General features: G+C 69.4%; 15 protein-coding genes. 7 read left to right on the top strand and 8 right to left on the bottom strand.

What is annotated here, in order from left to right:
- Positions 1-56: 56 nt before the first annotated feature.
- Complete coding sequence (locus GA0070214_RS18565; protein WP_091264986.1) at positions 57-536, top strand: methylated-DNA--[protein]-cysteine S-methyltransferase; 480 nt, start codon at positions 57-59, stop codon at positions 534-536.
- 61 nt (positions 537-597) lie between these two features.
- Here GA0070214_RS18565 and GA0070214_RS18570 read toward each other — a convergent pair whose 3' ends face one another.
- On the bottom strand, positions 598-1677 hold the full coding sequence (locus GA0070214_RS18570) for an inositol-3-phosphate synthase (protein ID WP_091264990.1): 1080 nt from the start codon (positions 1675-1677) through the stop codon (positions 598-600).
- A 24-nt stretch (positions 1678-1701) separates the two neighbouring features.
- Positions 1702-2340: a PadR family transcriptional regulator gene (locus tag GA0070214_RS18575; protein ID WP_091264993.1), complete on the bottom strand. Its 639-nt coding sequence runs from the start codon at positions 2338-2340 to the stop codon at positions 1702-1704.
- Between the two features lie 174 nt (positions 2341-2514).
- On the opposite strand from GA0070214_RS18575, the gene GA0070214_RS18580 reads away from it, so the two are divergent.
- Both GA0070214_RS18580 and GA0070214_RS18585 read left to right on the top strand, forming a co-directional pair.
- Positions 2515-2958: a DUF5318 domain-containing protein gene (locus tag GA0070214_RS18580; protein ID WP_091264997.1), complete on the top strand. Its 444-nt coding sequence runs from the start codon at positions 2515-2517 to the stop codon at positions 2956-2958.
- A gap of 194 nt (positions 2959-3152) precedes the next feature.
- On the top strand, positions 3153-5939 hold the full coding sequence (locus GA0070214_RS18585) for a transglycosylase domain-containing protein (protein ID WP_091265001.1): 2787 nt from the start codon (positions 3153-3155) through the stop codon (positions 5937-5939).
- A gap of 87 nt (positions 5940-6026) precedes the next feature.
- On the opposite strand, the gene GA0070214_RS18590 is transcribed toward GA0070214_RS18585, so the two are convergent.
- Positions 6027-6926 (bottom strand): AfsR/SARP family transcriptional regulator, encoded by a 900-nt coding sequence (locus GA0070214_RS18590; protein WP_091265005.1) that lies wholly within the window; start codon positions 6924-6926, stop codon positions 6027-6029.
- A gap of 156 nt (positions 6927-7082) precedes the next feature.
- Here GA0070214_RS18590 and GA0070214_RS18595 point away from each other — a divergent pair, with 156 nt between their 5' ends.
- Positions 7083-8591, top strand: coding sequence for a glycosyltransferase family 87 protein (locus GA0070214_RS18595; protein WP_091265008.1), 1509 nt, complete (start codon positions 7083-7085; stop codon positions 8589-8591).
- 13 nt (positions 8592-8604) lie between these two features.
- On the opposite strand, the gene GA0070214_RS18600 is transcribed toward GA0070214_RS18595, so the two are convergent.
- The gene (locus GA0070214_RS18600; RefSeq protein WP_091265011.1) at positions 8605-9150 is read right to left on the bottom strand and encodes a DUF2690 domain-containing protein; all 546 of its coding nucleotides are present in this window, start codon (positions 9148-9150) and stop codon (positions 8605-8607) included.
- A 227-nt stretch (positions 9151-9377) separates the two neighbouring features.
- Here GA0070214_RS18600 and GA0070214_RS18605 point away from each other — a divergent pair, with 227 nt between their 5' ends.
- Both GA0070214_RS18605 and GA0070214_RS18610 read left to right on the top strand, forming a co-directional pair.
- The gene (locus tag GA0070214_RS18605; RefSeq protein WP_091265015.1) at positions 9378-13328 is read left to right on the top strand and encodes an SGNH/GDSL hydrolase family protein; all 3951 of its coding nucleotides are present in this window, start codon (positions 9378-9380) and stop codon (positions 13326-13328) included.
- Entirely contained in the window at positions 13325-13819 is a 495-nt protein-coding gene (locus tag GA0070214_RS18610; protein WP_091265019.1) for a hypothetical protein, read from the top strand. The genes GA0070214_RS18605 and GA0070214_RS18610 overlap by 4 nt, the downstream gene beginning before the upstream one ends.
- A gap of 57 nt (positions 13820-13876) precedes the next feature.
- Here GA0070214_RS18610 and GA0070214_RS18615 read toward each other — a convergent pair whose 3' ends face one another.
- Positions 13877-16690 (bottom strand): golvesin C-terminal-like domain-containing protein, encoded by a 2814-nt coding sequence (locus tag GA0070214_RS18615; RefSeq protein ID WP_139141875.1) that lies wholly within the window; start codon positions 16688-16690, stop codon positions 13877-13879.
- Between the two features lie 167 nt (positions 16691-16857).
- On the bottom strand, positions 16858-18396 hold the full coding sequence (locus GA0070214_RS18620) for a chymotrypsin family serine protease (protein ID WP_139141876.1): 1539 nt from the start codon (positions 18394-18396) through the stop codon (positions 16858-16860).
- Between the two features lie 317 nt (positions 18397-18713).
- Here GA0070214_RS18620 and GA0070214_RS18625 point away from each other — a divergent pair, with 317 nt between their 5' ends.
- Positions 18714-19184: a DUF2690 domain-containing protein gene (locus tag GA0070214_RS18625; RefSeq protein ID WP_091265030.1), complete on the top strand. Its 471-nt coding sequence runs from the start codon at positions 18714-18716 to the stop codon at positions 19182-19184.
- Positions 19185-19322: 138 nt separating this feature from the next.
- On the opposite strand, the gene GA0070214_RS18630 is transcribed toward GA0070214_RS18625, so the two are convergent.
- Positions 19323-21488: a hypothetical protein gene (locus tag GA0070214_RS18630; protein WP_091265034.1), complete on the bottom strand. Its 2166-nt coding sequence runs from the start codon at positions 21486-21488 to the stop codon at positions 19323-19325.
- Positions 21485-22267 (bottom strand): deoxyribonuclease IV, encoded by a 783-nt coding sequence (locus tag GA0070214_RS18635; protein ID WP_091265037.1) that lies wholly within the window; start codon positions 22265-22267, stop codon positions 21485-21487. The genes GA0070214_RS18630 and GA0070214_RS18635 overlap by 4 nt, the downstream gene beginning before the upstream one ends.
- Positions 22268-22756: the final 489 nt, after the last annotated feature.

Genomic DNA, 22756 nt, shown 5'->3' on the forward strand with positions numbered 1-22756 from the left:
TGGCGGACCACGGGGCGGGCGGAACTTTGTCTTACGGCACGGGGACAATGAGTGACATGCGTTGGACCGTGCTCGACTCACCGATCGGGGAGTTCTCCGTCGGCACCGACGACGACGCCGTCCGCGGGGCGCACTTCGGCCGCGTGGCGTCGGCGACCGACGAGCCCGGCGACGAGGTCGCGCGGCTGGCGGTGGCCGAGCTGCGGGCCTACTTCGCCGGCGACCTGACCGGGTTCACCGTGCCGGTGGTGGCGCCGCGTGGCTCGGAGTTCGAGCGCGCGGTCTGGCGCGAGATGACCCGGATCCCTTACGGGGAGACGAAGACCTACGGCGAGGTGGCGAAGGCCGTCGGCGACCCGGGCGGGGCCCGGGCGGTCGGGGTGGCCTGCAACCGCAACCCGATCCCGGTGCTCGTGCCCTGCCACCGGATCGTGGGTGCGGGCGGCAAGCTGGTGGGCTTCGGCGGGGGGCTGCCGCGCAAGGTGACCCTGCTCGAACTGGAAGCGGCCGTGGCGCTGCGGCGCGCCTGGTCCTGACGTACGCGAAGAAGAAGGCCGGGTCCGTGCGGACCCGGCCTTCTGCTCTGTGCTCAGCGCGTCAGCGCTCGACCTCGCCGGCGATGAACGCCTCGACGGCGGCGTGCGCGTCGTGGTCGGCGTACTGCTTCGGCGGGGACTTCATGAAGTACGAGGACGCGGAGAGGATCGGGCCACCGATCTTCCGGTCCAGCGCGATCTTCGCGGCCCGGACGGCGTCGATGATGACGCCGGCCGAGTTCGGCGAGTCCCACACCTCGAGCTTCAGCTCGGCGTTGAGCGGGGTGTCACCGAAGGAGCGGCCCTCCAGGCGGATGTACGCCCACTTGCGGTCGTCCAGCCACGGCACGTGGTCGGACGGGCCGATGTGCACGTCGCTCTTCTGCATCTCGTGCGGGATCTGGGAGGTCACCGACTGGGTCTTCGAGATCTTCTTCGAGACCAGGCGGTTGCGCTCCAGCATGTTCATGAAGTCCATGTTGCCGCCGAAGTTGAGCTGGTACGTGCGCAGCAGCTCGACCCCGCGGTCCTCGAAGAGCTTCGCCAGGGCGCGGTGCACGATGGTGGCGCCGACCTGGCTCTTGATGTCGTCACCGACGATCGGCAGGCCCGCGTCCTCGAACTTCTTCGCCCACTCGGGGTCGGAGGCGATGAAGACCGGCAGAGCGTTCACGAACGCGCAGCCCGCGTCGATGGCGGCCTGGGCGTAGAACTTGTCGGCCTGCTCGGAGCCCACCGGCAGGTAGGAGACGACCACGTCGACCTGCGCGTCACGCAGCGCCTGGACCACGTCGACCGGCTCGGCGTCCGACTCCTCGATGATCTCGCGGTAGTACTGGCCGAGACCGTCGAAGGTCGGGCCGCGCTGCACGGTGACGCCGGTCGGCGGCACGTCGCACAGCTTGATGGTGTTGTTTTCGCTGGCCACGATGGCCTCGGCGAGGTCCATGCCCACCTTCTTGGCGTCCACGTCGAACGCCGCGACGAACTTCACGTCGGAGACGTGGTAGTCGCCGAAGGTGACGTGCATGAGACCCGGGACGCGGTCGTTCGGGTCGGCGTTCCGGTAGTACTCCACGCCCTGCACGAGGGACGAGGCGCAGTTACCCACACCGACGATGGCGACGCGGACGGAGCCCATAACGTCTGCCTCCTTCTTCCTTCATCACGGCCGCTTCGTCCTGGACTCTCCAGGCGGGGGCGGGCTGTCGTTTTCTCTGCGGCCGCCGGCCGTCCCGGGTTGGGGGACCGTCGGGGCCCGGCCGGAGCGCTCGTTGGCGATGAGCTCCTCCAGCCAGCGGACCTCGCGCTCACAGGCGTCGAGCCCGTGGCGTTGCAGTTCCAGGGTGTACGCGTCGAGCCGCTCGGCCGCCCGGCCGAGCACGTCACGAAGGCCTTCGCGACGCTCCTCGATCTTCCGGCGACGACCTTCCAGGATCCGGAGACGGGTGGCCTGGTCGGTCCGGGCGAAGAACGCGAAGTGCACGCCGAAGCCCGTGTCGTCGTACGTCTCGGGTCCAGCCTGCGCTATGAGCTGGGCGAAGCGTTCCTTGCCCTCGGCGGTAATGGTGTAGACCACCCGACCGCGTCGGCTGGTCAGCGCGGGAACCTCCTCGGCGGTGGCGGGTGTCTCGGCGGCTTCGGTGATCCATCCCGCCGCCTGCAACCGGCGCAGGGTCGGGTACAGCGAGCCGTAGCTGATCGCCGCCCGGATCGCGCCGAGCTTGGCGGTCAACTCCTTGCGCAGCTCGTAGCCGTGCATCGGAGCCTCCTGCAGGAGACCCAGGATGGCGAACTCGAGCACGGGCCATCCCTTCTTACCCCCGGCGCGGAGCGGTAACCGCCGCGATGTATCGGTCCGATACATCGCACGTTAGCGGAGACGCATGATCAGGGCAAACCCCCGATTACGCGGTTCTGTCGTCACGGATCGTGACGGTGGTCGCCTCGTCCCGCCGGACCGCGTACCCTTTCCCGCATGCGTACGCAGCGCCAGGTCGTCGACTACTCGCTCCAGAAGCGAGCGGTGCTGCGTGAGCTCCTCACCGGGCGGATCGGCACCTACGACGTCTGCGACGCCTCGCCGTACCTGAAGAACGCCGCCCGCTTCCACGGTGAGCCCACCGACGAGCGCTGCCCGATCTGCCGCAGTGAGAACCTCATCCACGTCCACTACATTTACGGCGACGAACTCAAGCAGTCGGCCGGCCAGGCACGCACCCGGGCGGAGTTGCCGGTCCTGGCCATGACGCTGCGTGAGTTCCAGGTGTTCGTGGTGGAGGTGTGCCCCGGCTGTGACTGGAACCATCTCGTCGAGCAGTTCCTGCTCGGCCGGGACGGGCTGGTCGGCACGGAGGACGCGGCGGAGCAGGAGGCCGCGACCGGCTCCACCCCTCGGCGAAGGCGAGAGGCGCAACGGTGAACCCGGCTGTCCCGATCGAACCCGGCCCGATCCCCGGGCGGGACGACCGACAGCTACCAAGTCTGATAATTCCGAATAGCTCGGATTTGACGCCCGCGCCCCGGCACGCCCGGGGTGTAGCGTCTCGTGTTCCAGCTCACGGCAACCCGGTGGTGGCGCTGCCGCGCCCCACCGCGACCGGCAGGGTGTGAGGAATGAACTACGGCGATCCCAGTTCTTCGCGTGGGCGGGCCCAGATCCCGGGCCCGAACGGCGAGCCCGGTTCTCCCGGGAACGGCTGGTCCTCCGGGTCGGAGGGCGCTGCCTCGGCCCGGGCCTCCGTGACGCCGCGCGGCTCCGCGTCCGGCGGCCGGGCCTCGGTCGGCGGTGCCGCCCCGGCACCCCGTGGTGCCGCGGGCTCGGCCTCGGTGGGCCGGGCCGGCCCGGGGCGCGCCTCGGTGCCCGTCTCGCCGGCACCCGGCGGGCGGGCTTCCGTGCCGGTGTCCCCGGGAGCACCGGCCGGGCGTGCGTCCGTCGGCGCGGCGAGCGTCGGCACGGCCGGGCGGGCGAGCGTCGGCTCGGCGGCCGTGGGCGGCCGGGCCACGGTGGCCCGGGCCGGCATGGCCGGTGGCGGCCCCGGTGGGCCCGGCGGTCCGACCGGCCCCGGCCGGGGTGGTCGCGGCGGGCGCGGGGACGACCCGGCGTCGCGAGCCCGGGCGAAGAAGCGCCGGCGCATCAACATCATGATCGCCGGGTTCGCCGTCTTCATCATGCTCGCCGGCATGGGCGTGGTCGGCTTCACCTGGTATTCGCAGAAGGTGCTGCTCCCCGAGGACACCATCCCGCCGCTGTCGACCACCATCTATGACAGCACCGGCAAGACGGCCATCGCCAAGATCGGTGACCAGAACCGGCAGCTGGTCACCATCGACCAGATCCCGGAGCACGTCCAGCACGCCGTCGCGGCGGCCGAGGACCGGAACTTCTACCGGCACTCCGGTGTGGACTACAAGGGCATCGCCCGGGCCGCCTGGAACAACATCAGCGGCGGCGACAAGCAGGGTGCCTCGACGATCACCCAGCAGTACGCCCGCAACGCCTTCGACAACCTGAACCAGGACACGTACGGCCGCAAGGTGAAGGAGGCGATCCTCGCCTCCAAGCTGAACGACAAGTACGACAAGAAGCAGATCATGCAGCACTACCTGAACGTGATCTACTTCGGCCGCGGCGCGTACGGCATCCAGGCGGCGGCGCAGACGTACTTCAAGAAGGACGTCTCCAAGCTGACCGTGGCGGAGGCGGCCGTGCTCGCGGCGCTCATCAAGCAGCCCGAGCCGAGCGCCACGCACAAGGGCTACGACCCGGCCATCAACCAGCAGGCCGCGCTGGACCGGTGGAACTACGTCATCAACGGCATGATCACCGAGAAGTGGCTCGACGCGCCGAACATGCCGGAGCACCCCACCGAGTACCCGACCAAGACGCTGCAGAAGCCCTCGAAGACCAACGGTGGCTTCGGCATCGACACCCCGTACGGCAACGTCGTCAACTACGTCTCGCAGGAACTGCGCGAGATGAAGCTCTGCACCGACAACGAGGCCGAGGTGACCGAGAACAAGCCGCTCTGCTCGAAGGCGCTGAGCCGGGGCGGCTACAAGATCACCACCACCATCGACAAGAAGATGCAGGAGGCGGCGCTCGCCGCCGCCCAGCGGGCCAAGCGGGGCTCCGAACTCTACGGGCAGCCGAAGAACCTGATGGCCGCCGTGGTGTCGATCGACCCGAAGACGGGCCGAGTGCTCGCCTACTACGGTGGCGACAACGGCACCGACTTCGACTATGCCGGCAAGAACGTCGACAACGGAGTGTTGAGCGGTGGCCACTCGCCGGGTTCGAGCTTCAAGATCTACACCTTGGCCGCGGCGCTCGACAACGACATCTCCATCAAGTCGCGATGGAAGGGCAAGGCCTTCACGCCGGAAGGCTTCAAGGATCCGATCAGCAACGCGGGCGATCCCGACCCGTCCTGCCACGACTCGTGCACCCTTGAGAAGTCGACCCTCCTCTCGTTGAACGTACCGTTCTGGCACGTCACCCAACAGATCGGCCCGGACAAGGTCGTCGACATGGCCAAGCGCGCCGGCATCAGCACGATGTGGCGGACGGACACGACCCCGGCGAAGCCGTACGACCTCACCAAGGTAAAGAGCTCCGATGTGGCCCCGGAGCCGTTCTACTACAACGTCGGCTTCGGCAAATACCCGATCACGGTGCTGGACCACGCCAACGGCGTGGCGACCTTCGCCAACCGGGGCGTCTACAACAAGGCGCACTTCGTCAAGCTGGTGCAGAAGCAGAACACCGTCACCGGCAAGTGGGAGAAGATCGGCGGCGAGAAGCTCAATAGCCAGCCGCGCATCCGAGCGGACGTCGTAGCGGACGTCACCGCAGTGCTGCAGCAATACCCGGCGCAGGTGAACCGTCGACTCGAAGACGGCCGCAAGGCCGCCGAAAAGACGGGTACCTGGGAGCTCGGCGACCCGAAGGACCCGTTGGCCAACGGTGATGCCTGGATGATCGGCTTCACGCCGCAGCTCGCCACCGCCGTGTGGGTCGGCAACAAGGACGCCCGCAAGGCGATCGAGGACAAGAACGGCAACAAGATCAGCGGTGCCAAGATGCCCGGCGCCATCTTCCAGCGGTTCATGAACGAGGCGCTCAAGGGCGAGGACAAGGAAGACTTCCCGCCGGCCGCACACATCGGCAAGGACGACGCCGGGAACGGCGAGCAGCCGCCGCCGGAGGTGCCGCTGCCGGGCCAGCCGGGCGGAGCGGGCTGTGACCCGCTGGGCCTGTTCTGCCCGGGGGGCAACAACGGCGGTAACAACGGTGGCGGAGGGAACAACGGCGGCAACAACGGGCCGGGCCTTCCGCCGGGACCGGGTGACACCGGTGGTCGGGGTGGCGGCCTGCTACCGGGGACTCGCCAGACGTACTGACCACAGAACCAGGCGGCGGCCGAACCAAACGGTTCGGCCGCCGCCCAGTTTTATGCCTGACCTTTCCCGTGATTGGCGGGGTGTCGCTCAGGCGAGGGCTATCGCCAGGATCGACAGAGCGCGGGTCGTCTCGGTCAGGGCGCGGCGAAGCGCGTCCGCAGCGTCGCGGTCGAGTTGCAGGACCGTCGATGAAGTGCTTTCTTGACCCACCAGGATCCATCGCTCGAGATCATGTACGGCAGCGCCGGGCGCGATGCCCAGCTCCGCGTCGAGCCGCTGCCGCAGTTCGCGGACGACGGCCAACGACTCCGCTGTCCGACCTGCCTCGTGGAGGGCCTCTGCCAGCCGACAATGCAGACTCTCATGATAAGGATATTCGGCGATCCAGGATTGTAGTTCCGGAATCATCGCCGCGCTCTTACCCTGGCTGAATTCCATATTCACCAGTTGCTCGATCGCGTGGAGCCGCGACTCCTCCCACCGGACCGCATCAGCCTGCAAGGCGTTGGAATTAATGTCCTGCAGAGCGTTACCTCGCCACAATGTCAAGCCCTGCCGAAGGAGACGTGTAGCGTGTGGCAGATGGCCATGCCGATGCGCGATCTCGGCCTCGCCGCAGAGTTTACGGAACCTGAGGCCGTCCACGCACTCCTCGGCCGCGTCGAGCTGGTAGCAGTCTCCGTGGCGTTGAATCCGCTGGCCAGGTGCGTTGTGTGACACCATGAGCCGGAGGCGCCCAAGCCGGTTCTGGATCTGCTGACGAGCGGTGGCAGGTGGGTCGTCTCCCCACACGATGTCGATGAGCCGCTCGATACTGATTTTCTGGTTTGCGTGGACAACGAGACCGGCCAGCAGCTTTCGGCTTCGTTCGCCCGAAACGCTTATCGATGAATTGCCGGACCGCATGGTCAATGGACCAAGAAACTGATATTCCAACTTAGCCCCCGTGGTGCTGCCTTCCTGGCCCTGACGAGCCGCGCTCAGCATAGCTCTTCCTCGATGGCCGTCAAGAGTGACAATAGGGGCGAGTGGCTCTTTTGGTGGTTCGGTGGTGTGTCTGGCGCAACTGCTGTACCCAGGCAGTCGTGGCAGGGTGGGCAAGGTACTCGTTCTCCTGCCTGGCTTGGGGCAGGATGCATCCTCATGAGCATCCAGCCGGTCCCAGGCATTGGCGACGTCGCGCCCAGCGACCACCCGTCCCGGTCGGACGGCATCATCCGTGGCGTTTCCGAGCTGATCGGCGGCCCCTTGGGGGATCATGCCGTCGCGCTGGACCGACCGGTCGGGAGGGAAGGTCGGTTCTGGACCGCCGCCCGTATCGTTCTCGCCCTGGTCTGCCTGACCCTGGCTCTGCACTGGGTGCAGAAGTCCCCGTGCCAGGACGGCGCCTGGCAGAACAACGTCCAGTACACCCGGATGTGCTACACGGACGTGCTGGCGCTGTACTACGCCGAAGGGCTCAACGAGGGCAAGGTCCCCTATGCCGATCACCCCGTGGAGTACCCGGTGTTGACCGGCTACTTCATGGGCGCGATCGGCCTGCCGGTGCACGCCCTCGGCGTGGACAATCCGGGCATCAACCAGGGGCAGTGGTTCTACAACCTCAACGCGCTGGTGCTCAGCGCGCTCGCCGTCGCCACCGTCGCGGTCATCCTCAGCCTGCGCCGCCGACGACCATGGGACGCCGCCCTCTTCGCGCTTTCACCGGCCCTGGTGCTCACGGCCACCGTCAACTGGGACCTGCTCGCCGTCGGGCTCGCCGCGTTCGGGCTGCTGGCCTGGGCGCGCCGTCACCCCGCCACGGCCGGCGTGCTGCTCGGCCTGGCCGGAGCGGCGAAGATGTGGCCGCTCTTCCTGTTCGGTCCGATCCTCGTGCTCGCCCTGCGCGCCGGCCGTCTTCGGGCCGCACTCACCGCCGCCGCCACCGGCGCGGTGGCCCTGATTGCGGTCAACCTGCCGGTGGCGATCCCGTACCGGGAGAACTGGGAACGCTTCTTCGATTTGAACACGACCCGGCCGATCGACTGGGGCACGCTCTGGTACATCGGCCGTTACCTGGACGGCAGGATCAGCCCCTCCGCGCCGGGCGACCTCGGGCCCTTCGAGTGGCTGAACGCGCACATCTCCGCGCTCAACTGGCTGTCGTACCTGCTCTTCGGGCTGGCCTGCCTCGGCGTGGCCGCGTTGGGGCTGCTCGCCCCGCGCCGACCCCGGCTCGCCCAGTTGGCCTTCCTGGTGGTCGCCGCCTTCCTGATCTTCAGCAAGGTCTGGTCCCAGCAGTTCGTGCTCTGGCTGCTTCCGCTCGCGGTGCTCGCCCGGCCGCGCTGGGGTGCCTTCCTGGCCTGGCAGTTCGCCGAGGTCTGCTACTTCGCCGCCTTCTACGGGGAGCTGCTCGGGGCGGCCACGACCCGGCCGGTCTTCCCCGAAGGCGTCTTCGTGCTGGCCGCCAGCCTGCGCCTGATCACCGTGGCGGTGCTCTGTGGCTTTGTGATCCGGGACATCCTGCAACCGGAGCGGGACCCGGTGCGCGCGACCTACGCGGACGACCCCGACGGCGGTGTCCTCGACGGCGCCCCTGATGTTGGCTGGCTCCCGCGTCGGCGGCAACGGCCCGAACTCGAGGCGGGCACGCCCGCTGGCACGCCCGCCTGAGTTCGCCGCCGTTTCACCACCAGCGGGTGCAGTTCCACCCCTCGTACGGACCGTTCGGGTGGTAGCAGGCCTGTGCCTCCAGCCCGGCGTCGTTCACCATCACGGTGTACTCGGCGGGGGAGCTTCCCGTCATCGTCGTCCGGTAGGTGCCGCTGGTGTAGCGGCTGACCACCTTGAACTGCACGTCACCTGCGCTGGTTCTCGCCCAGGCCGTGCGGCACCGCGGGCTGTACCGCAGGGTGACATTGCCCAGTACGTCTGACGCGGTGTAGACGTATGTGCCGGACGTGGGGATGATCGCGTCGTCGTTGCAGGTGTAGTAGCTGGAGCCGTTGTAGTAGATCTTGAAGTACGGGCTCTTGCCGTCGCACGAGGCTCCGCAGCCGGTCGTGGCCAGCGTCGTCGCGTCGATCCTGGTGCCCTCACCAGCGGCGATCACCGCGTCGACCTCGGCGGATGCAGTGGTCTGGACCGGTGCCGCCTGTGCCGGGGCGGGCGGCCCCAGCAGGCTCAGAGCGAGGGCCGACATGAGGCCGGGAATGAGTAGCAGTCGCTTCACGGTCTCTCCTTCTTGAGTAGGACGGACCGTGGCAGCCTGACGTCGCCTCTCATCGTCGGGCCATCAATCGCTCATCGGCACCGAATGAGCCGAGAGCACCGCTTCCGCAGCTCCCCGCCTCGCTGCTCGTCCGCACGGCGTCATACGCCGCGCTCCGGTGATGACGCCGTGGCCGGAACCGCCATCGTCCGTTGGTCCCCGTCCCTCACCGAAGAGGTAGGAAGGCCATGGACCGAAGACGTGCCGCGTTGGCGGCGGCCGCCGCCATCACGATCTCGATCATCCCCGGGCTCCCGGCGAGCGCCGCGACGCCCGATCCCGGCCCACCCCCACGGGCCGATCAGGAGACCAACGCCAGCAGCGTCCCACCCGCTCAGCGGGACCGGATACTGCCGAAGGGATGGCGTAGTTCCGCCGACCTCGCCTGGACGACGTCGGGTGACGCCGACGGTTTCCATGTGCTCACCGCCACCGCTCGCGACGGTTACACCTGGCGGACGGTGGCCGACCTGGCGGTGCCGGGCGTTGAAGCGGATCAGTGGATCGGGAACGCCTGCCTGACCGCGTCCGGCCGCCGGCTCGTGGTCGTCTACGCACCGCGGGCCTTCACCAACAAGGCGGACCTCTTCGACCGGGGCGGGTTCACGGCAACGGTCGACCTGAAGACCGGCGCCGTGACACGGCTGCCCATCCGGACGTCGCTGGCCTACTTCAACCCCGGCTGCGGGGCCGGGGAGACTGCGGTGCTCACCCAATTGAACGGTCAACGTGAGGAGAAGCTGACAGACCGTGCGCGTACCCGGCTGACCACCCTCGACGCCGCCACCGGGAAGCTCTCGCGGTCCACCGTCGTCGAAGCCGAGCTCACCTCGGCCGTGCCCACTCCGGCGGGCGTCGTGGCCGCCGGCGGTTCCCGGCTGGTGCGGGTCGAGAAGGGCGGTCGGCTGCTCCCACTCGTCCGCACCGCCGGCACCCCCTTCCAACTCGCCGCCGACCAGCAGGGCAACGTCGCCTTCGTCGACCGTCCGGACGGACGCGCGCGAGTCGGATACACCGAGCCGCGACCGGGGGCGAACGTCCGAACCCTGGCCACGGGGCGTCTCGGCGAGGTGTCGATCGAAGCCGGTGCACACCGTCGCCTCTTCATCACCGGACGGCCGATCGAGCTGCGCCCGTTGCCGGCCGGGATCGGACGGCTCGACGTACCGGCTGCGGCGGAGGTGTCCTCGGAGGGGCAACTGGCACTGACCGAGGTGCAGCGCACCGAGCAGGGCTCGGCGCCGCCGGCCGCCACCGACCTCAACCGGGTCGCCATCCGGGCGCGGGTCACCGGCACGGGCCGCGACGTCAGCTTCAAGGTGGTCCCGCGCTCCACGGGACTCGACCCGTCAGCGGGTCCGCAGCCCGGTCCCACGTCCGGCGGCGCGCAACGGTCAACCGATTCCGCCACGACATCGGGCGGCTCGGCGACGGATCCGCTCGAGGACGAGCGTTGGTGCTCGGTACCCCGTAACGATCCCCGCAGCCAGGCGCTGCAGCCCAAGCCGCGCCAGGTGGAGTGGGCCATCGACCAGGCCATCACCAAATCGTTGTACGTCCAGCGGCCGGCCAACTGGAAGAACCTCGGCATGCCGGCCTACACCCCGCAGGGACTCTTCGAACCGCACGACCTGCTCGGTGGCGGGCGGGTGCCCGCCCAGGTGATGCTCGGGATCGTCGCTCAGGAATCGAACATGTGGCAGGCGTCGCGCAACGCCCTGCCGGGAGTCACCGGCAACCCACTGATCGGCAACTACTACGGGCGAGACATCTACAACGAGAATCCGGACGACGACTGGGACGTGCACTGGGACAAGGCTGACTGCGGCTACGGCGTGACCCAGCTCACTGACGGGATGCGCCGCGCGGGCCACGCGAAGCCGGGTGAGACCCTGCTGCCGTACGACTCGCAACGGGCGGTCGCACTCGACTTCGCCGCGAACGTGGCTGCTGGTCTCCAGGTGCTGCAGGACAAGTGGAACCAGGCGCGGGCCGCCAACCTCATCATCAACGACGGCGATCCGGCTGGCCTGGAGAACTGGTTCTTCGCCCTGTGGGCGTACAACTCCGGCCTGCACCCGAACCTGGGCACCGGGGAGCCCTGGGGTCTCGGTTGGGGCAACAACCCGGCCAATCCGAGGTACAAGCCGGACCGTCGGCCCTTCCTCGAGGACACCTACAGCGACGCGGCCCACCCCCAGGACTGGCCCTATCAGGAGAAGGTGCTGGGCTTCGCCGGGCACCCGCCGAACCTGCTGGAGGGACCGGACACGTTCGTGGCGGGCTTCCGGGCGGCCTGGTGGACCTCGGTCGACGACCGGGTCAACGTGAAGCCACCGACCAACCTCTTCTGTGACGACTCGAACGACTGTCATCCCGGAGAGCTGCACACCCCCGACGATCCCGACGTCGTCGGCGAACCCGCGGGACCCTGCGCGCACCGGAACGCCGCAGGCAGGTACGACCTGGTGTGCTGGTACCACCAGTCGGCCACCTGGAAGGGCGGCAGCCAGCTCGGCAACGAGGTGCTCCGGTTCGATCCCGGGTACGCGTACCAGGACGACGCCAACACCTACCCGCCGAAGTGTGACCTGTCCGGCCTGCCCTCCGGCAGCCTGGTGATCGACGACCTGCCCGGTGGGACCCCACCGGTCCGCACGGGCTGCATGAACAGCTGGACCAACTCCGGAACCTTTGGCTTGACCTTCGCCAACGACTCGGCCGGCCAGTTTCCGTCCAAGGTCGACTTCCATCAGATCGGGGGCGGCTTCGGAGCCCACTTCTGGTTCGCCCACACCTGGAAGCCGGGTGACCTGGGCGGGAAGATGAAGGTCACGGGCACCTGGACCTTGAACCAGGCGGTCAACGGCTGGGCCCGCGTGATGGTGCACGTGCCGGACCACGGCGCGCACACCCGGCAGGCCGCGTACGAGATCGACCTCGGCACCGGATTCAGTGCCGACAGAAAACGCGTGATCCTGCAGCGGGTACAGCGCAACCAGTGGGTATCCCTCGGGGTCTTCAAGTTCGCCGGCACACCGAGGGTGCGGTTGACCAATGAGGCGTACGACGGCACGGGCGACGAGGACGTGGCGTGGGACGCGATCGCGGTCAAGAAGCTGAGCGCCAAGCCGCGACACCAGATCGTCGCGCTCGGCGACTCGTACTCCTCGGGTGAGGGCGTCTCCAGCCTCGACGGCGCCGACTACTACCCCGAGACCAACTACAAGGAGATCGTCAACAACAAGGTTCTCCACCAGGACGTCTGCCACCGGTCGCGGAACGCGTGGTCGCGGTTGGCGGTGCTGTCCGACAGCACGTCGAACATCGGCAGCCGGGCGGACAACTGGGACCCGAACATGGACTACCAGTTCCTCGCCTGTTCTGGAGCGGAGACGGAGAACCTGCTTCCGGCCTACACCGTGCCGGTCGGGCAGCCGTGGCCGGAGAACGCCTGGCAGCAGCGTGCCGCCTACCACTGGGGAGAACTGCCTCAGCTCGACCGGGGCTTCCTCGACGAGAACACCACCCTGGTGACCCTGTCCATCGGTGGTAACGACGCGCGCTTCGCCGATGTGCTCCAGTTCTGCATCCTGCACAGCTACCAGTGCGACACCGACACCTATCCGGGTGATGCGGAGCCGCTCGCGGCGACCGTGAAGAAGGACATCGAGGGGCCGGTCAAGCAGTCGATCAAAACGGTGCTGCGGGAGATCCACAAGAAGGCGCCCCATGCGCAGATCCTGCTGATGGGCTATCCGAGGCTGTTCGAGGAGACGAGCACCTTCTGCTTCAACGACATCAACGACGGGGAGCGGACCTGGCTGAACAACACGGCGTTGCTGCTCGCCACAGTGATGGGGCAGGCCACCACGGAGGCGAGCGCCGAGGGGATCCCCACCTACTTCGGGGACCCGTCGACCGCGTTCGCCGGCCACGGGGTCTGCGGTGAGCCGGAGGCCCTCAACAAGATCGTCGTCACCCTCACGGCAGGCGAGAACGGTCCGATGCCGGACTCGCTGCCCGAGAGCTGGAACAGGTGGGGCCTGTCCCAGCAGTCGTTCCATCCGAACCTGGACGGATCGAATCGATACGCATCGGTCATGAACCATGTCGCCGTCGATATGATGGGCCTGTGACGGGAGCCGTCCGGGTGACGCCCGCGAGGAGGCTCCCCCTCCTCGCGGGCGTCGCCCTGCTCTGCCTGGCCGGCTGTGGCCTGGTGGACTCCGAGGGACAGGCGACCGAGGCGGCGACCGAGGCGGTGCGTTCCCGCGCGGCACTGGCCCGACGTACGGCCACCGCCGTGCTCGCCGACGCGGACACGGCGAAACTCGACACGGCCGGGCGGCTCGACGCGCTCGCCGAAGCCGCAGGCGCCGCGGACCGCGACGGGACGGTCTTCGACCGCCGCGCGATGCCGGACGGCCGGTACGAGGTGGATGTCGCCTACGACGGCACCGGCAACGGCGGAGGGTACGTGGCCGCCGAGGTCCATGTTCGGCTCTGCGTACGGCTGGCTGGCGCGGTAGCCGCCGACCCCCGGGTGACGATGACCGACGTGGCGTGCGGAGAGTCGCTCGACCAGCAGCCCGGCCGGCCCGACCGCGTGGTCACCTTGGCGGACTGAGCCAGGGAGACGGACGGGCCGCCGGAGCATTCCGGCGGCCCGTCCTGGTCGTGCCGGTCAGGAGCCTCCACCGGGCACGAACGCGACCGCGTCGAACCCGATCGTCTTCTCCGAGGGTGCCGGCTTGAGCGAATCCAGCTGCACGCTCGCCCCGGAACGAAGTTGGAAGTTGCCCAACCACACCCACGAGCCGTGGTGATACTCCTGGTCCACCTGCACGTGACGGATCCGGCCGTCACCCGTGTAGATGTCGTACACGGCGTCGGGCACCCGCGCTCCCGTCTTCGGGATGTACGCGTAGATCCCCGTCCACCCGGAGTACTCCACGGGCGGGCGCCAGGTGGCGATCACCTGGAACTTGCTCGACCCGCGGGCGCGGGTGAACCAGTGGTGCCCACCCATGCCGTTGTCGAGCTGGTGAAAGTCGACCTTGGAGGTGTACTCACCCGGCCAGCCGGCCTTGAACTCCAACTGCATCGACCCGTCGTTGCGGGGGTCCACCCCGGAACACCGCGGCATTCTCGTTCCGGCACGGATGTAATCGACGACGATCGCGTTGGTCGGCAACTGGCTCGCCGTGCACTGCGGCGGGTTGTGCGTGCCGTCCGCCGGCTCGGAGTAGTTGTCCGGCACGTCGTAGCGGATTCCCTCGAAGCCGCAACTCTCCTCGCAGTCGCCCTTCCAGCTGACCGGCTGGTGGTACCAGCACTTCAGGTCGTACTGGCCGGCGGCGTTCTTGTGCAGGCACGGGCCGGGCTTCTCGGTTTCCAGGCCCGGCTCGTTCGGCTGGACCTTCTGCAGGGGGTCGCAGTTGTTGCTGCTGTCGCAGAACACCCAGATGTTCGGCTTGGCCTGGGTGCGCCGCACCCGCGCGTCGACCGGCTCGCCGATCCAGAATGCGGTACGGAACCCGACGCCGTCGTCGCCGGTGTCGATGGACTGTGCCGCCCAGCCGATCACCTTCTCCTGGTAGGGCCAGTCCTGGGGGTGCGCCGCGTCGCTGAAGACCGGCACGTTGTCCTCCGGGTCGAACGGGTCCCGGACGTCCAGGAACGGGTGCCGGGTCGGGTCGTACCGGGGGTTGATCGGATTGTTGCCCCACCCGACGCCCCACGGCGAGCCGTCACCCTTGTTCGGGTAGAACCCGCTGTTGTACGCCCAGGCCGCGAAGAACCAGTTCTCGATCCGGGTCGGATCCGCGTTGTGGATCCGCAGGCCGGCGTTGTAGGTCTGGTTCCACTTGTCCTGAAGGATCTGCAGCGACGCGGCGATGTTGGCCGCGTAGTCCAGGGCGATCGCCCGTTGGTGGTTCACCGGCCGCGCAGTCTCACCCGGCTTCTCCTTGCCGGCCTTGCGCATGCCGTCGGTGACCTGCCCGACGCCGTATCCGCAGTCCGCCTCGTCCCAGTGGATCCGCCAGTCGTCACTGGTGTCGTCGTCGTAGTACCGCCGGCCGTAGTAGTTGCCGATCAGCGGGTTGCCGTACTCGCCGGACTCGGTCTGCGACGCCTGCCACAGGTTCGACTCCTGCGCCAGGATGCCAAGCATGATCTGCGCCGCCACGTGGCCGCCGCCGGCCAGGGGCCGCGGTGGGAACATTCCCTGTGGCGAGTACGCCGGCAGACCGAAGCCTCGGTAGTTGGCCGGGCGGGTCTGGGTCAGCGCGCCGAAGATGCCGTAGTCCACCGCCCACTCGATCTGACGGGGACGCGGGTGGTAGGCGAGGGTTGCCATGTCGTTCCGCGGCACCGAGCACCACGGATCAGGATCCTGCGGGGTGTACGGCTCGAACATGTCGTCCGCCGTCGCCCGGGCGCCCGAGGCACCGGCGGCCGTCGGCCGGGGCGACCCGAGCGCCGGACTGTCCGTCGCTCGGTCATTCCGCTCCGGGGTGAACCGGAAGGCGACCGTACGACCGGTCCTCGGCACCCGCGCGTCCAGCTCGATCGGCACCGTCACGTCCGCCGGCATGGAGGCACCCGGAAGCGTCTCGCCCGCCGTCATCACCCGCTCGAAGGCCAGGGCGCCGGTTGTGGAGACTTCCGCGGAGGCCGGCACCGCCAGCCTCGTGACCGCGGTCGGCAGCGGCTTGACCGCCTTCGGCTGCCCGGTAAGGAACACCCGGCCGCCGGTGCCGCGCTCCAGCCCGAAGGTGCCCGCCGATCCCTCCGCCAGCGTGGCCACCTGGGTGCCCTTCAGCCGGCGGGCCCGCATCGCCGTGTCCTGCAGTTCCATGAAGTTCACCCCGCCGTCCCGATCCGGCCGGACCGCGAACGGGACCCCATTGCTGGTGGCGAGGGTGCGCACCTTGCCCTTCCCGCTGACGGCGGCCAGCCGGTCGCCGAGCGCGCCCACGAAGCCGTCCGAGCTCGGCACGGCCGAGGTGAACTGGCCGTTGACCTCGACCTTCGGGCGTACGGTGCCCCGCTCGGCGTCGAGGCGCAGCAGCCGGGTGCCCGGCAGCTCCTCGTCCCCCTCCTGGGTCAGCGCCACCGATTCACCCGCGCCGCACCCCGGATTGAAGTAGGCAAGGCTGGTGGTGATCCTCAGCTTGGTCACCGCACCGGTCTCCAGGTCGACCACGGCCGTGAAGCCACCCCGGGCACTCAACTCCGCCTTGTTGGTGAATGCACGCGGCGCGTACACCACCACGGCGCGGCGTCCGGAGGACGTGACACAGGCGTTGCCGATCCACCGGTCGGTGTCGAATCCCGCCTCGCGCAACGTCGCCGCCGTGCGCCACGCGTACCCGTCGGCCGCGTCGGCGACCAGCACGTGAAAGCCCTCGGCATCGCCGGCGGTCGTCCACGCCCGGTCCTTCGAGCCGCGCCACGTGCTGCCCAGCACCCGGTCCCGATCGGCTGTCGCCACGGCGGCCACCGGCGCCTTGCTCCTTGCCGTCGGCTGCGGCTCCGGACGAGCCTGCGCCACGGGGCCCTGAAGCAGACTGACACCTACGGCACCGACGGTCAGCAGGCCGGCGTGCCGCGTCCAGCGACGCCGCCGCGATCCCTTGAACAGAGTCATCTCCGTCGGCCTCACTTCTGGTCGTTGTCGACGGTCAGGGCGGTGATGCCGGTGAAGCTGGCCGCGATCTTGTCGATGCCCACGAAGTCGTACCCGTACGGGCTGGCATCCGGAGCCTGATGCTGGTTGACCAGCACGCCCTTCACCAGCACCCCGGTCTGTGGGCCGTTCGCCGGGATGGTGTACACGACGGCCCCCATGTCACCCGGACCGAGCGGGTAGGGCGAGCAGTAGTCCGCGTCGAAATCCTCGAGGAAATCGAAGCCGAAGCAGGGGCTGCCGTCCTTCAGCGTGTACGGCTTGTTGTTGGGCCGGACCGGGCCGCTGTGGTAGGACGTGTCCAGCGAGGTCAATCCGAAAGCCTGATCCCCGCCACCCTGCGAGTTCGAGATCGAGGCGGTGCGGGTGCCCACCTCGTCGCCGATCTCCGCATCACAGAGCGTGCCCCGCTCCGCACCCGACACGCACACCTGTTGGCCGGCGATCGGGGATTCCCAGGCGGCAATCTGCCAACCGTTCTGGGTCCATGCGTCACCGTCGTAGACGAACGGCTCGGCGCCACCCTTCGGCTTGACGAGGCTGACCCCGCTGCTCGGCGCGTACCACCCGGAGCTGGTTCCGGCGGTGTCGTTGACCGCGTCGCCGCTCGGGTCGACGAGCGCGTGGGCAGGACGGGCGCAACTCGACGGCACCACCATCAGCTCCGCCCCGGAGTCGTGCCGGACCGGGAAGCCGGAGGTGCAGTGCCACTTCGTGTCGGCATCGGCGACCGTGCTGTCCGCCAGCCGCGTCTGCCAGCCGCCGTTCCCTCCGGTCGCGTTGGAATTGATGAGGTGGGCGCCGGCCCAGGCCGGGGTGGTGTCATCCTGCCGGCTCGGATCCGGCCACGTCACCGACGCGGCCGACAGCCCATCCTTGGCGGTGGCCCAGTTCTGCCGGGCCGGCGTCCGGGGGCTGTCGGTGCTCGGCTTCACCGCTCCGGTACGCGGCGCCGGTTCCCGGACGACCGTCACCGGCACGCCGACGTCCGGCAACCGTGGCGTCGTCCCGGCCCGAGCGTGGAGGGTGGCCCGCAGGCCGGTTCCCCGAACCGACCAACCGATCGACGACACCGTGCTCTCGCCGCCGATCCGGACCTTCCGGTTCAGCGCGGCGGCGGCCCGGTCCATCTCCTGGGCCGACCAGGCAGCGGTCCGTACCCGCACCGGGACCTTCCGGCTCTCCTGGTCGAGGACCGCCTGCATCTCAGCCGGGACGGATCCCTTCCAGTAGACCTGTACCTTGCCGTCGTCGAGGGCAACGCCGGCGAAGCCCGAGGGCTTGGCCTGTGCGGCTGTCCTGATCCGCACCGCGGCCTGCGCCAACGGTGCTTCCAAAGCCATGCGCGCCCGCTGCGCGGGAGTGGCCGTGTGCCCGTCGGTGGATGCGCCCGGACCGGCGGAGGTGGCGCTGGCAGGTGGTGCGACCGGCTTGGCCGCTGGACGCTCCGCAGCGCCCGCAGACAGCGGGTTCAGCGCCAGGGCGACGGTGGCGAACCCGACGCCCGCCAACCATCTTCTGCTGGTTGTGCGATTTCTCAACCGCTTCCCCTTCTCGAGGTCGGCCGCGCCGGGAAACAGGAGAGGTGGACGGCGCAGCCCGTGGGAGGCAGCGTCGTCCGGAACCTCACCGACCGCTCATCGTCTGGTCACCGCGTTGGGCAGGTGTATGCGGCGCTGGGGAGATGGCCTCCGCTCAACGACCGAACGCAAGGCATCGCTTTCTTCGCGGGTCGTGCCGAGCCGTCGCACGTAGTGGCCGAAGGGTGAGAGGACCGTGATGAGGTTCTCTAGCTTCCTTCCCAGTCAGCCGATCCGAGGAGTTGAGCATGTTCCTGGCGAAGCATTCCGCCCGCGTACGGCAGATGGCCGTCGCGTCGATGTTCGTGATGACCGCGGTCCTGGCCGCACCGGGCGCTGCGTCGGCCTCAACCACAACGGACCCCGACCTCTGCCGAAACGGCGGCGGTTCGGGTTACCTGTCGTGCAACGGCAAGGACCCGAACGCTTTGGGGTGCACGGGCGTCACTAAGGCAGATGGCCAGGCCAAGAACGGCGTCTACATCGAGCTGCGCTATTCGTCGACCTGCCAGGCGTACTGGACCCGCTACACGAATTCCGGGGGATCGACCGGCGAGGCGCAGATCAAGGGCACCTCGGTGACGTACAAGAAGACGCTGGCCGCCTACGCAGGCGAGACGGGGTGGACCCCGATGGCCGCGGCGAACCAGAGCCCGAAGGCCTGTCTGCACTTCTACTACGCGGCGACCAGCCAGTGGATGGACTACTGCGTGGGCTGACCTCCGGAGACAACCGCCCGGTAGGCACGTTTACCCGTTGTGGATGTGCCTACCGGGCCATGCTGTCACCGCCGCCGGTGCTCGGGGCGTCATCGATCCTCGTCGCGTCGCAGGCTGCTGGTGCCCCGACGACAGAGGTCACAGCCGGAACACCACGGCGTCGCCGACCTCCTCCCGGGTCACACCCAGCCCGTCGACCGGCCGGTCGAGCATCCCCTCCCACGGGGTGCCGCCGAGCCGGTCGCGCAGCACCACCACGTTCTTCACGCCCAGTTTCCGCAGGTAGTCCACGCTGCCAAAGTCGGGGAAGCTGACCGTCGCCTCGCGCGCCTGAGCCTGGGCGTTCGGGGTGAAGCCGCTGCCGCCGTTGACCATCGGCTGGAAGCGGTCGGTCGACCAGAGCATCACCGGCTGGTCCAGGTTCTGGCTGCTCGGCAGCACCAGCATCGGACCGTCGACCGTCCGCAGCACCGCCGGCTGCTGCGGCACGACCGGGTGCGGGGTGACGTTCAACCCCTCCACGAGGACCAGCAGCAGCGGCACCAGGGTGGCCAGTCGCAGCCACGGGCCCGGCCAGGCCGGGACCCGCTCGGCGGCGAGTTCGCGTACCCGGGCGCAGAACGCGGTGACCGCGCCGGCCGCGAGCAGGCCGAGCAGAAGGGTCGTCCAGAGCATCATCCGGCCCGGCGTGCGCAACCCGTTCCAGCCCGGCAGGTGCTCGAAGAGCGGCACGTAGGTGAACCGGCCGTCGAGGAACCGGGTGCCCATGGCCAGCGCCATCGTCACCAGCACCCCGGCCAGCAGGAAGATCCGGTGGCGCACCCGCCAGACCGAGAAGAACAGCCCGCCGGCCGCCAGCGCGTAGAGCACGAAGCCGGGTAGCAGCGTCATCTCCGGGTGCCACGGCAGCACGGCGCGGGCGCCCTCGTGCAGCCCACCCCAGATCCGCGACTCCGCCGGGGCGGTGAAGAACCCGCTGGCCGGCGGCGAGTAGAGCTGGATCTCGCCGAGCGTCCGCGCGGCGTTCGGGTGCAGCTCCGCCACCTTGAAGTACGGCACGGCCAGCATCGCGCCCACCGCGGCGAACACCAGCCCGCCGAGCAGGTCGGCGAGGAACAGCCGCCAGCCGAACGGGCGCTTCACCCGGCGCCGCCGCACGAACCAGAGGAGCGCCGAGACCAGCACGACACCGGCCAGCAGGTACGCGAACGGCAGCCCGATGCCGAAGCCGAGGCTGAGCTGCCAGGCGGCCACCAGCCAGCCCGCGAACGCCCAGCCGGCGTGCCGGCGCCGGGGCCGGTAGCCGTGCCGCAGCGACCAGCCGTGACCGCGGGCCAGCATGGCCAGCGCCAGCGGGATGCCGCCGTTGGAGATGATGTGCAGGTGCCCGGCCTGGGCCAGCAGCCATGGGGCGTAGGCGTAGCTGACGCCGGCCACCGCGCCGCCGATCCGGCCCGCGCCGAGCTGCCGCGCCAGCGCGTACGCCCCGAACGTGGCGAGGGCGTGCGCCAGCACGAACATGATGTTGTAGCGCAGCAGGGCGTCCCCGGGGCCGACCCCGATCATGCCGGCCGGGGCATAGCCGAGCAGCGTGTCCGAGAAGGCGAAGCTCCACGGCTCGGGGAAGAACGTGTTCGAGGTCCACAGCTGCGCCGGGTCGGTCAGCAGGATGTGGCCGGACCAGGCCATCTGCCACGCCTGGAGGCTCGGGTCCCAGTAGTCCTGCGGCAGCGTGTAGCGCGGGTAGCGCAGCGTGGGCCAGGTCATGAGCACGGCCAGCGCCAGCGCGGCGACGGCGGCCAGGGTCCACTCGTGCACCAGGAACCGGCCCACCGCGCGGACCACCCGCCGGGGCCGGGTGAGCACCGGATCGGGAGCCGGACCGAACGCCGTCCACGGATCGGCGGGCTTCTCGCCGCCCTTGCCGTCAGCCCCGGCCCTGCCGGCCTCGGCCCGACTTCCGGTCGCGCCCTTGTCGGTCGCGCTCTTGTCGGTCGCGGCCCTTCCGTCGGTGCCGGCCTTGCCGTCGCCCGCCGTCTTCCCGTCCTTGCCGGCCTTCCCGTCCGTGCCGGCCTTCCCGTCCGTGCCGGCCTTTCCGGCCTTGCCACCGATACGGCTGTCGGTCCCGGCTTCGCCGTCGGTCCCCGTCCCGTCCGACGATGCCCCACCCGCCGGGACGTCCTTCTTCGGAGCCTTTCGACGTTTCGTCGCCTTCGGCTTCGCGCCGGACGCGGTCTCGCCGGTGGCCGCCGCCGGGTCGCTGTCGGCCCGATCGCCGGTCGCGTCGGACTGCTCGGTGGTCATGCGGTCGGGCCCAGCTGCCCGCGCAGGAATGCGATGTCGGCCGCCTGGCCCTCGGTGCCGCCGGGGGTCTCCACGATCACCGGCGCGCCCGCCGCCCGGATCACCGCGACCACGAGCTCCGGGTCGATCGTGCCGCCGGTGAGGTTGTCGTGCCGGTCCTGGCCGGAGTTGAACGCGCCCTTGGAGTTGTTCGCGTGGATCAGGTCGATCCGGCCGGTGATGGCCTTCACCCGGTCGACGAGCCCCAGCAGGTCCTCGCCCCCGGCATGCGCGTGGCAGGTGTCGAGGCAGAAGCCCACCTCGTAGTCGCCGAGCGCGTCCCAGAGCCGGGCCAGCGCGTCGAGGTGCCGGGCGCAGGCGTTGTCGCCGCCGGCGGTGTTCTCGATCAGGATCGGGAGCGGGAAGCCGCCCGAGTCCGCCGCGTACGCGAAGGTCTTCCGCCAGTTGTCGAAGCCGACGGTGAGGTCGTCACCGGCGTTGACGTGGCCGCCGTGCACGATCAGCCCGCGGGCGCCGACCGCCGCCGCGGCGGCGGCGTGGCCGAGCAGCAGCTTGCGGCTGGGGATGCGGATCCGGTTGTTCAGCGTGGCCACGTTGATGACGTACGGCGCGTGTACGTAGAGGTCGACGTCGGCGGCCCGGAGGCGGTCGGCGTCCTCGCGCGGCTTCGGGGCCTTCCAGCCCTGGGGATCGGCGAGGAAGAACTGCACCGCCTCGGCGTCCCGGGCGGCCGCCTCGGCCAGCGGGTCGGTCGGATCGACGTGGGCTCCGATTCGCATGCAGGGCAGCCTACGTCGCGCCTCCGACGCCCGGGGTTCCCGCGCGCGGGCGTTCCGCGGTACGGATCGCGTCACCACCCGGCTTGGTGGTCGTTGTCCGAGGTGGGATCGATGGTCGACGCTCCGGCCGGACGCGGGTCCACAGCGCGTGCGGGTGAAGCCGAGACCCCCGGCAACGGGACGCCCCGCCGTGCGGCCCGGCACGACGGGGCGGGATCCGCTCGTCACACCTGAAGGCCGCCGCAGAACCAGTCCGGCGAATTCCTCCATTTCCCCCAAGAGGTGACGAGAGCCGTTGTATGGTCAGACCAGGTAACAACACGATAAAGCTCCGCGGGGCGTCCTCGATCCAACCTCATCGGTGTGGTCGTTCCTCCCCAGGTCCCACCCAAGGAATGCGGACGGGACGCCCCGCGGCCCCGTGGACAGGGGTCCACCTTCCGGTACGCGAGCCGGGGGTGGGCCCCTGTCGCCGCGTTCCGGAGCCCG

Source organism: Micromonospora chaiyaphumensis, assembly GCF_900091435.1.
GTDB lineage: Bacteria > Actinomycetota > Actinomycetes > Mycobacteriales > Micromonosporaceae > Micromonospora > Micromonospora chaiyaphumensis.

What these genes read in the sequence shown, in the direction of transcription:
- GA0070214_RS18565 (WP_091264986.1), top strand. Translation starts at nt 57, where the DNA reads ATGCGTTGGACCGTGCTCGACTCACCGATCGGGGAGTTCTCCGTCGGC.
- GA0070214_RS18570 (WP_091264990.1), bottom strand. Translation starts at nt 1,677, where the DNA reads ATGGGCTCCGTCCGCGTCGCCATCGTCGGTGTGGGTAACTGCGCCTCG.
- GA0070214_RS18580 (WP_091264997.1), top strand. Translation starts at nt 2,515, where the DNA reads ATGCGTACGCAGCGCCAGGTCGTCGACTACTCGCTCCAGAAGCGAGCG.
- GA0070214_RS18585 (WP_091265001.1), top strand. Translation starts at nt 3,153, where the DNA reads ATGAACTACGGCGATCCCAGTTCTTCGCGTGGGCGGGCCCAGATCCCG.
- GA0070214_RS18590 (WP_091265005.1), bottom strand. Translation starts at nt 6,926, where the DNA reads ATGCTGAGCGCGGCTCGTCAGGGCCAGGAAGGCAGCACCACGGGGGCT.
- GA0070214_RS18595 (WP_091265008.1), top strand. Translation starts at nt 7,083, where the DNA reads ATGAGCATCCAGCCGGTCCCAGGCATTGGCGACGTCGCGCCCAGCGAC.
- GA0070214_RS18605 (WP_091265015.1), top strand. Translation starts at nt 9,378, where the DNA reads ATGGACCGAAGACGTGCCGCGTTGGCGGCGGCCGCCGCCATCACGATC.
- GA0070214_RS18625 (WP_091265030.1), top strand. Translation starts at nt 18,714, where the DNA reads ATGTTCCTGGCGAAGCATTCCGCCCGCGTACGGCAGATGGCCGTCGCG.
- GA0070214_RS18630 (WP_091265034.1), bottom strand. Translation starts at nt 21,488, where the DNA reads ATGACCACCGAGCAGTCCGACGCGACCGGCGATCGGGCCGACAGCGAC.
- GA0070214_RS18635 (WP_091265037.1), bottom strand. Translation starts at nt 22,267, where the DNA reads ATGCGAATCGGAGCCCACGTCGATCCGACCGACCCGCTGGCCGAGGCG.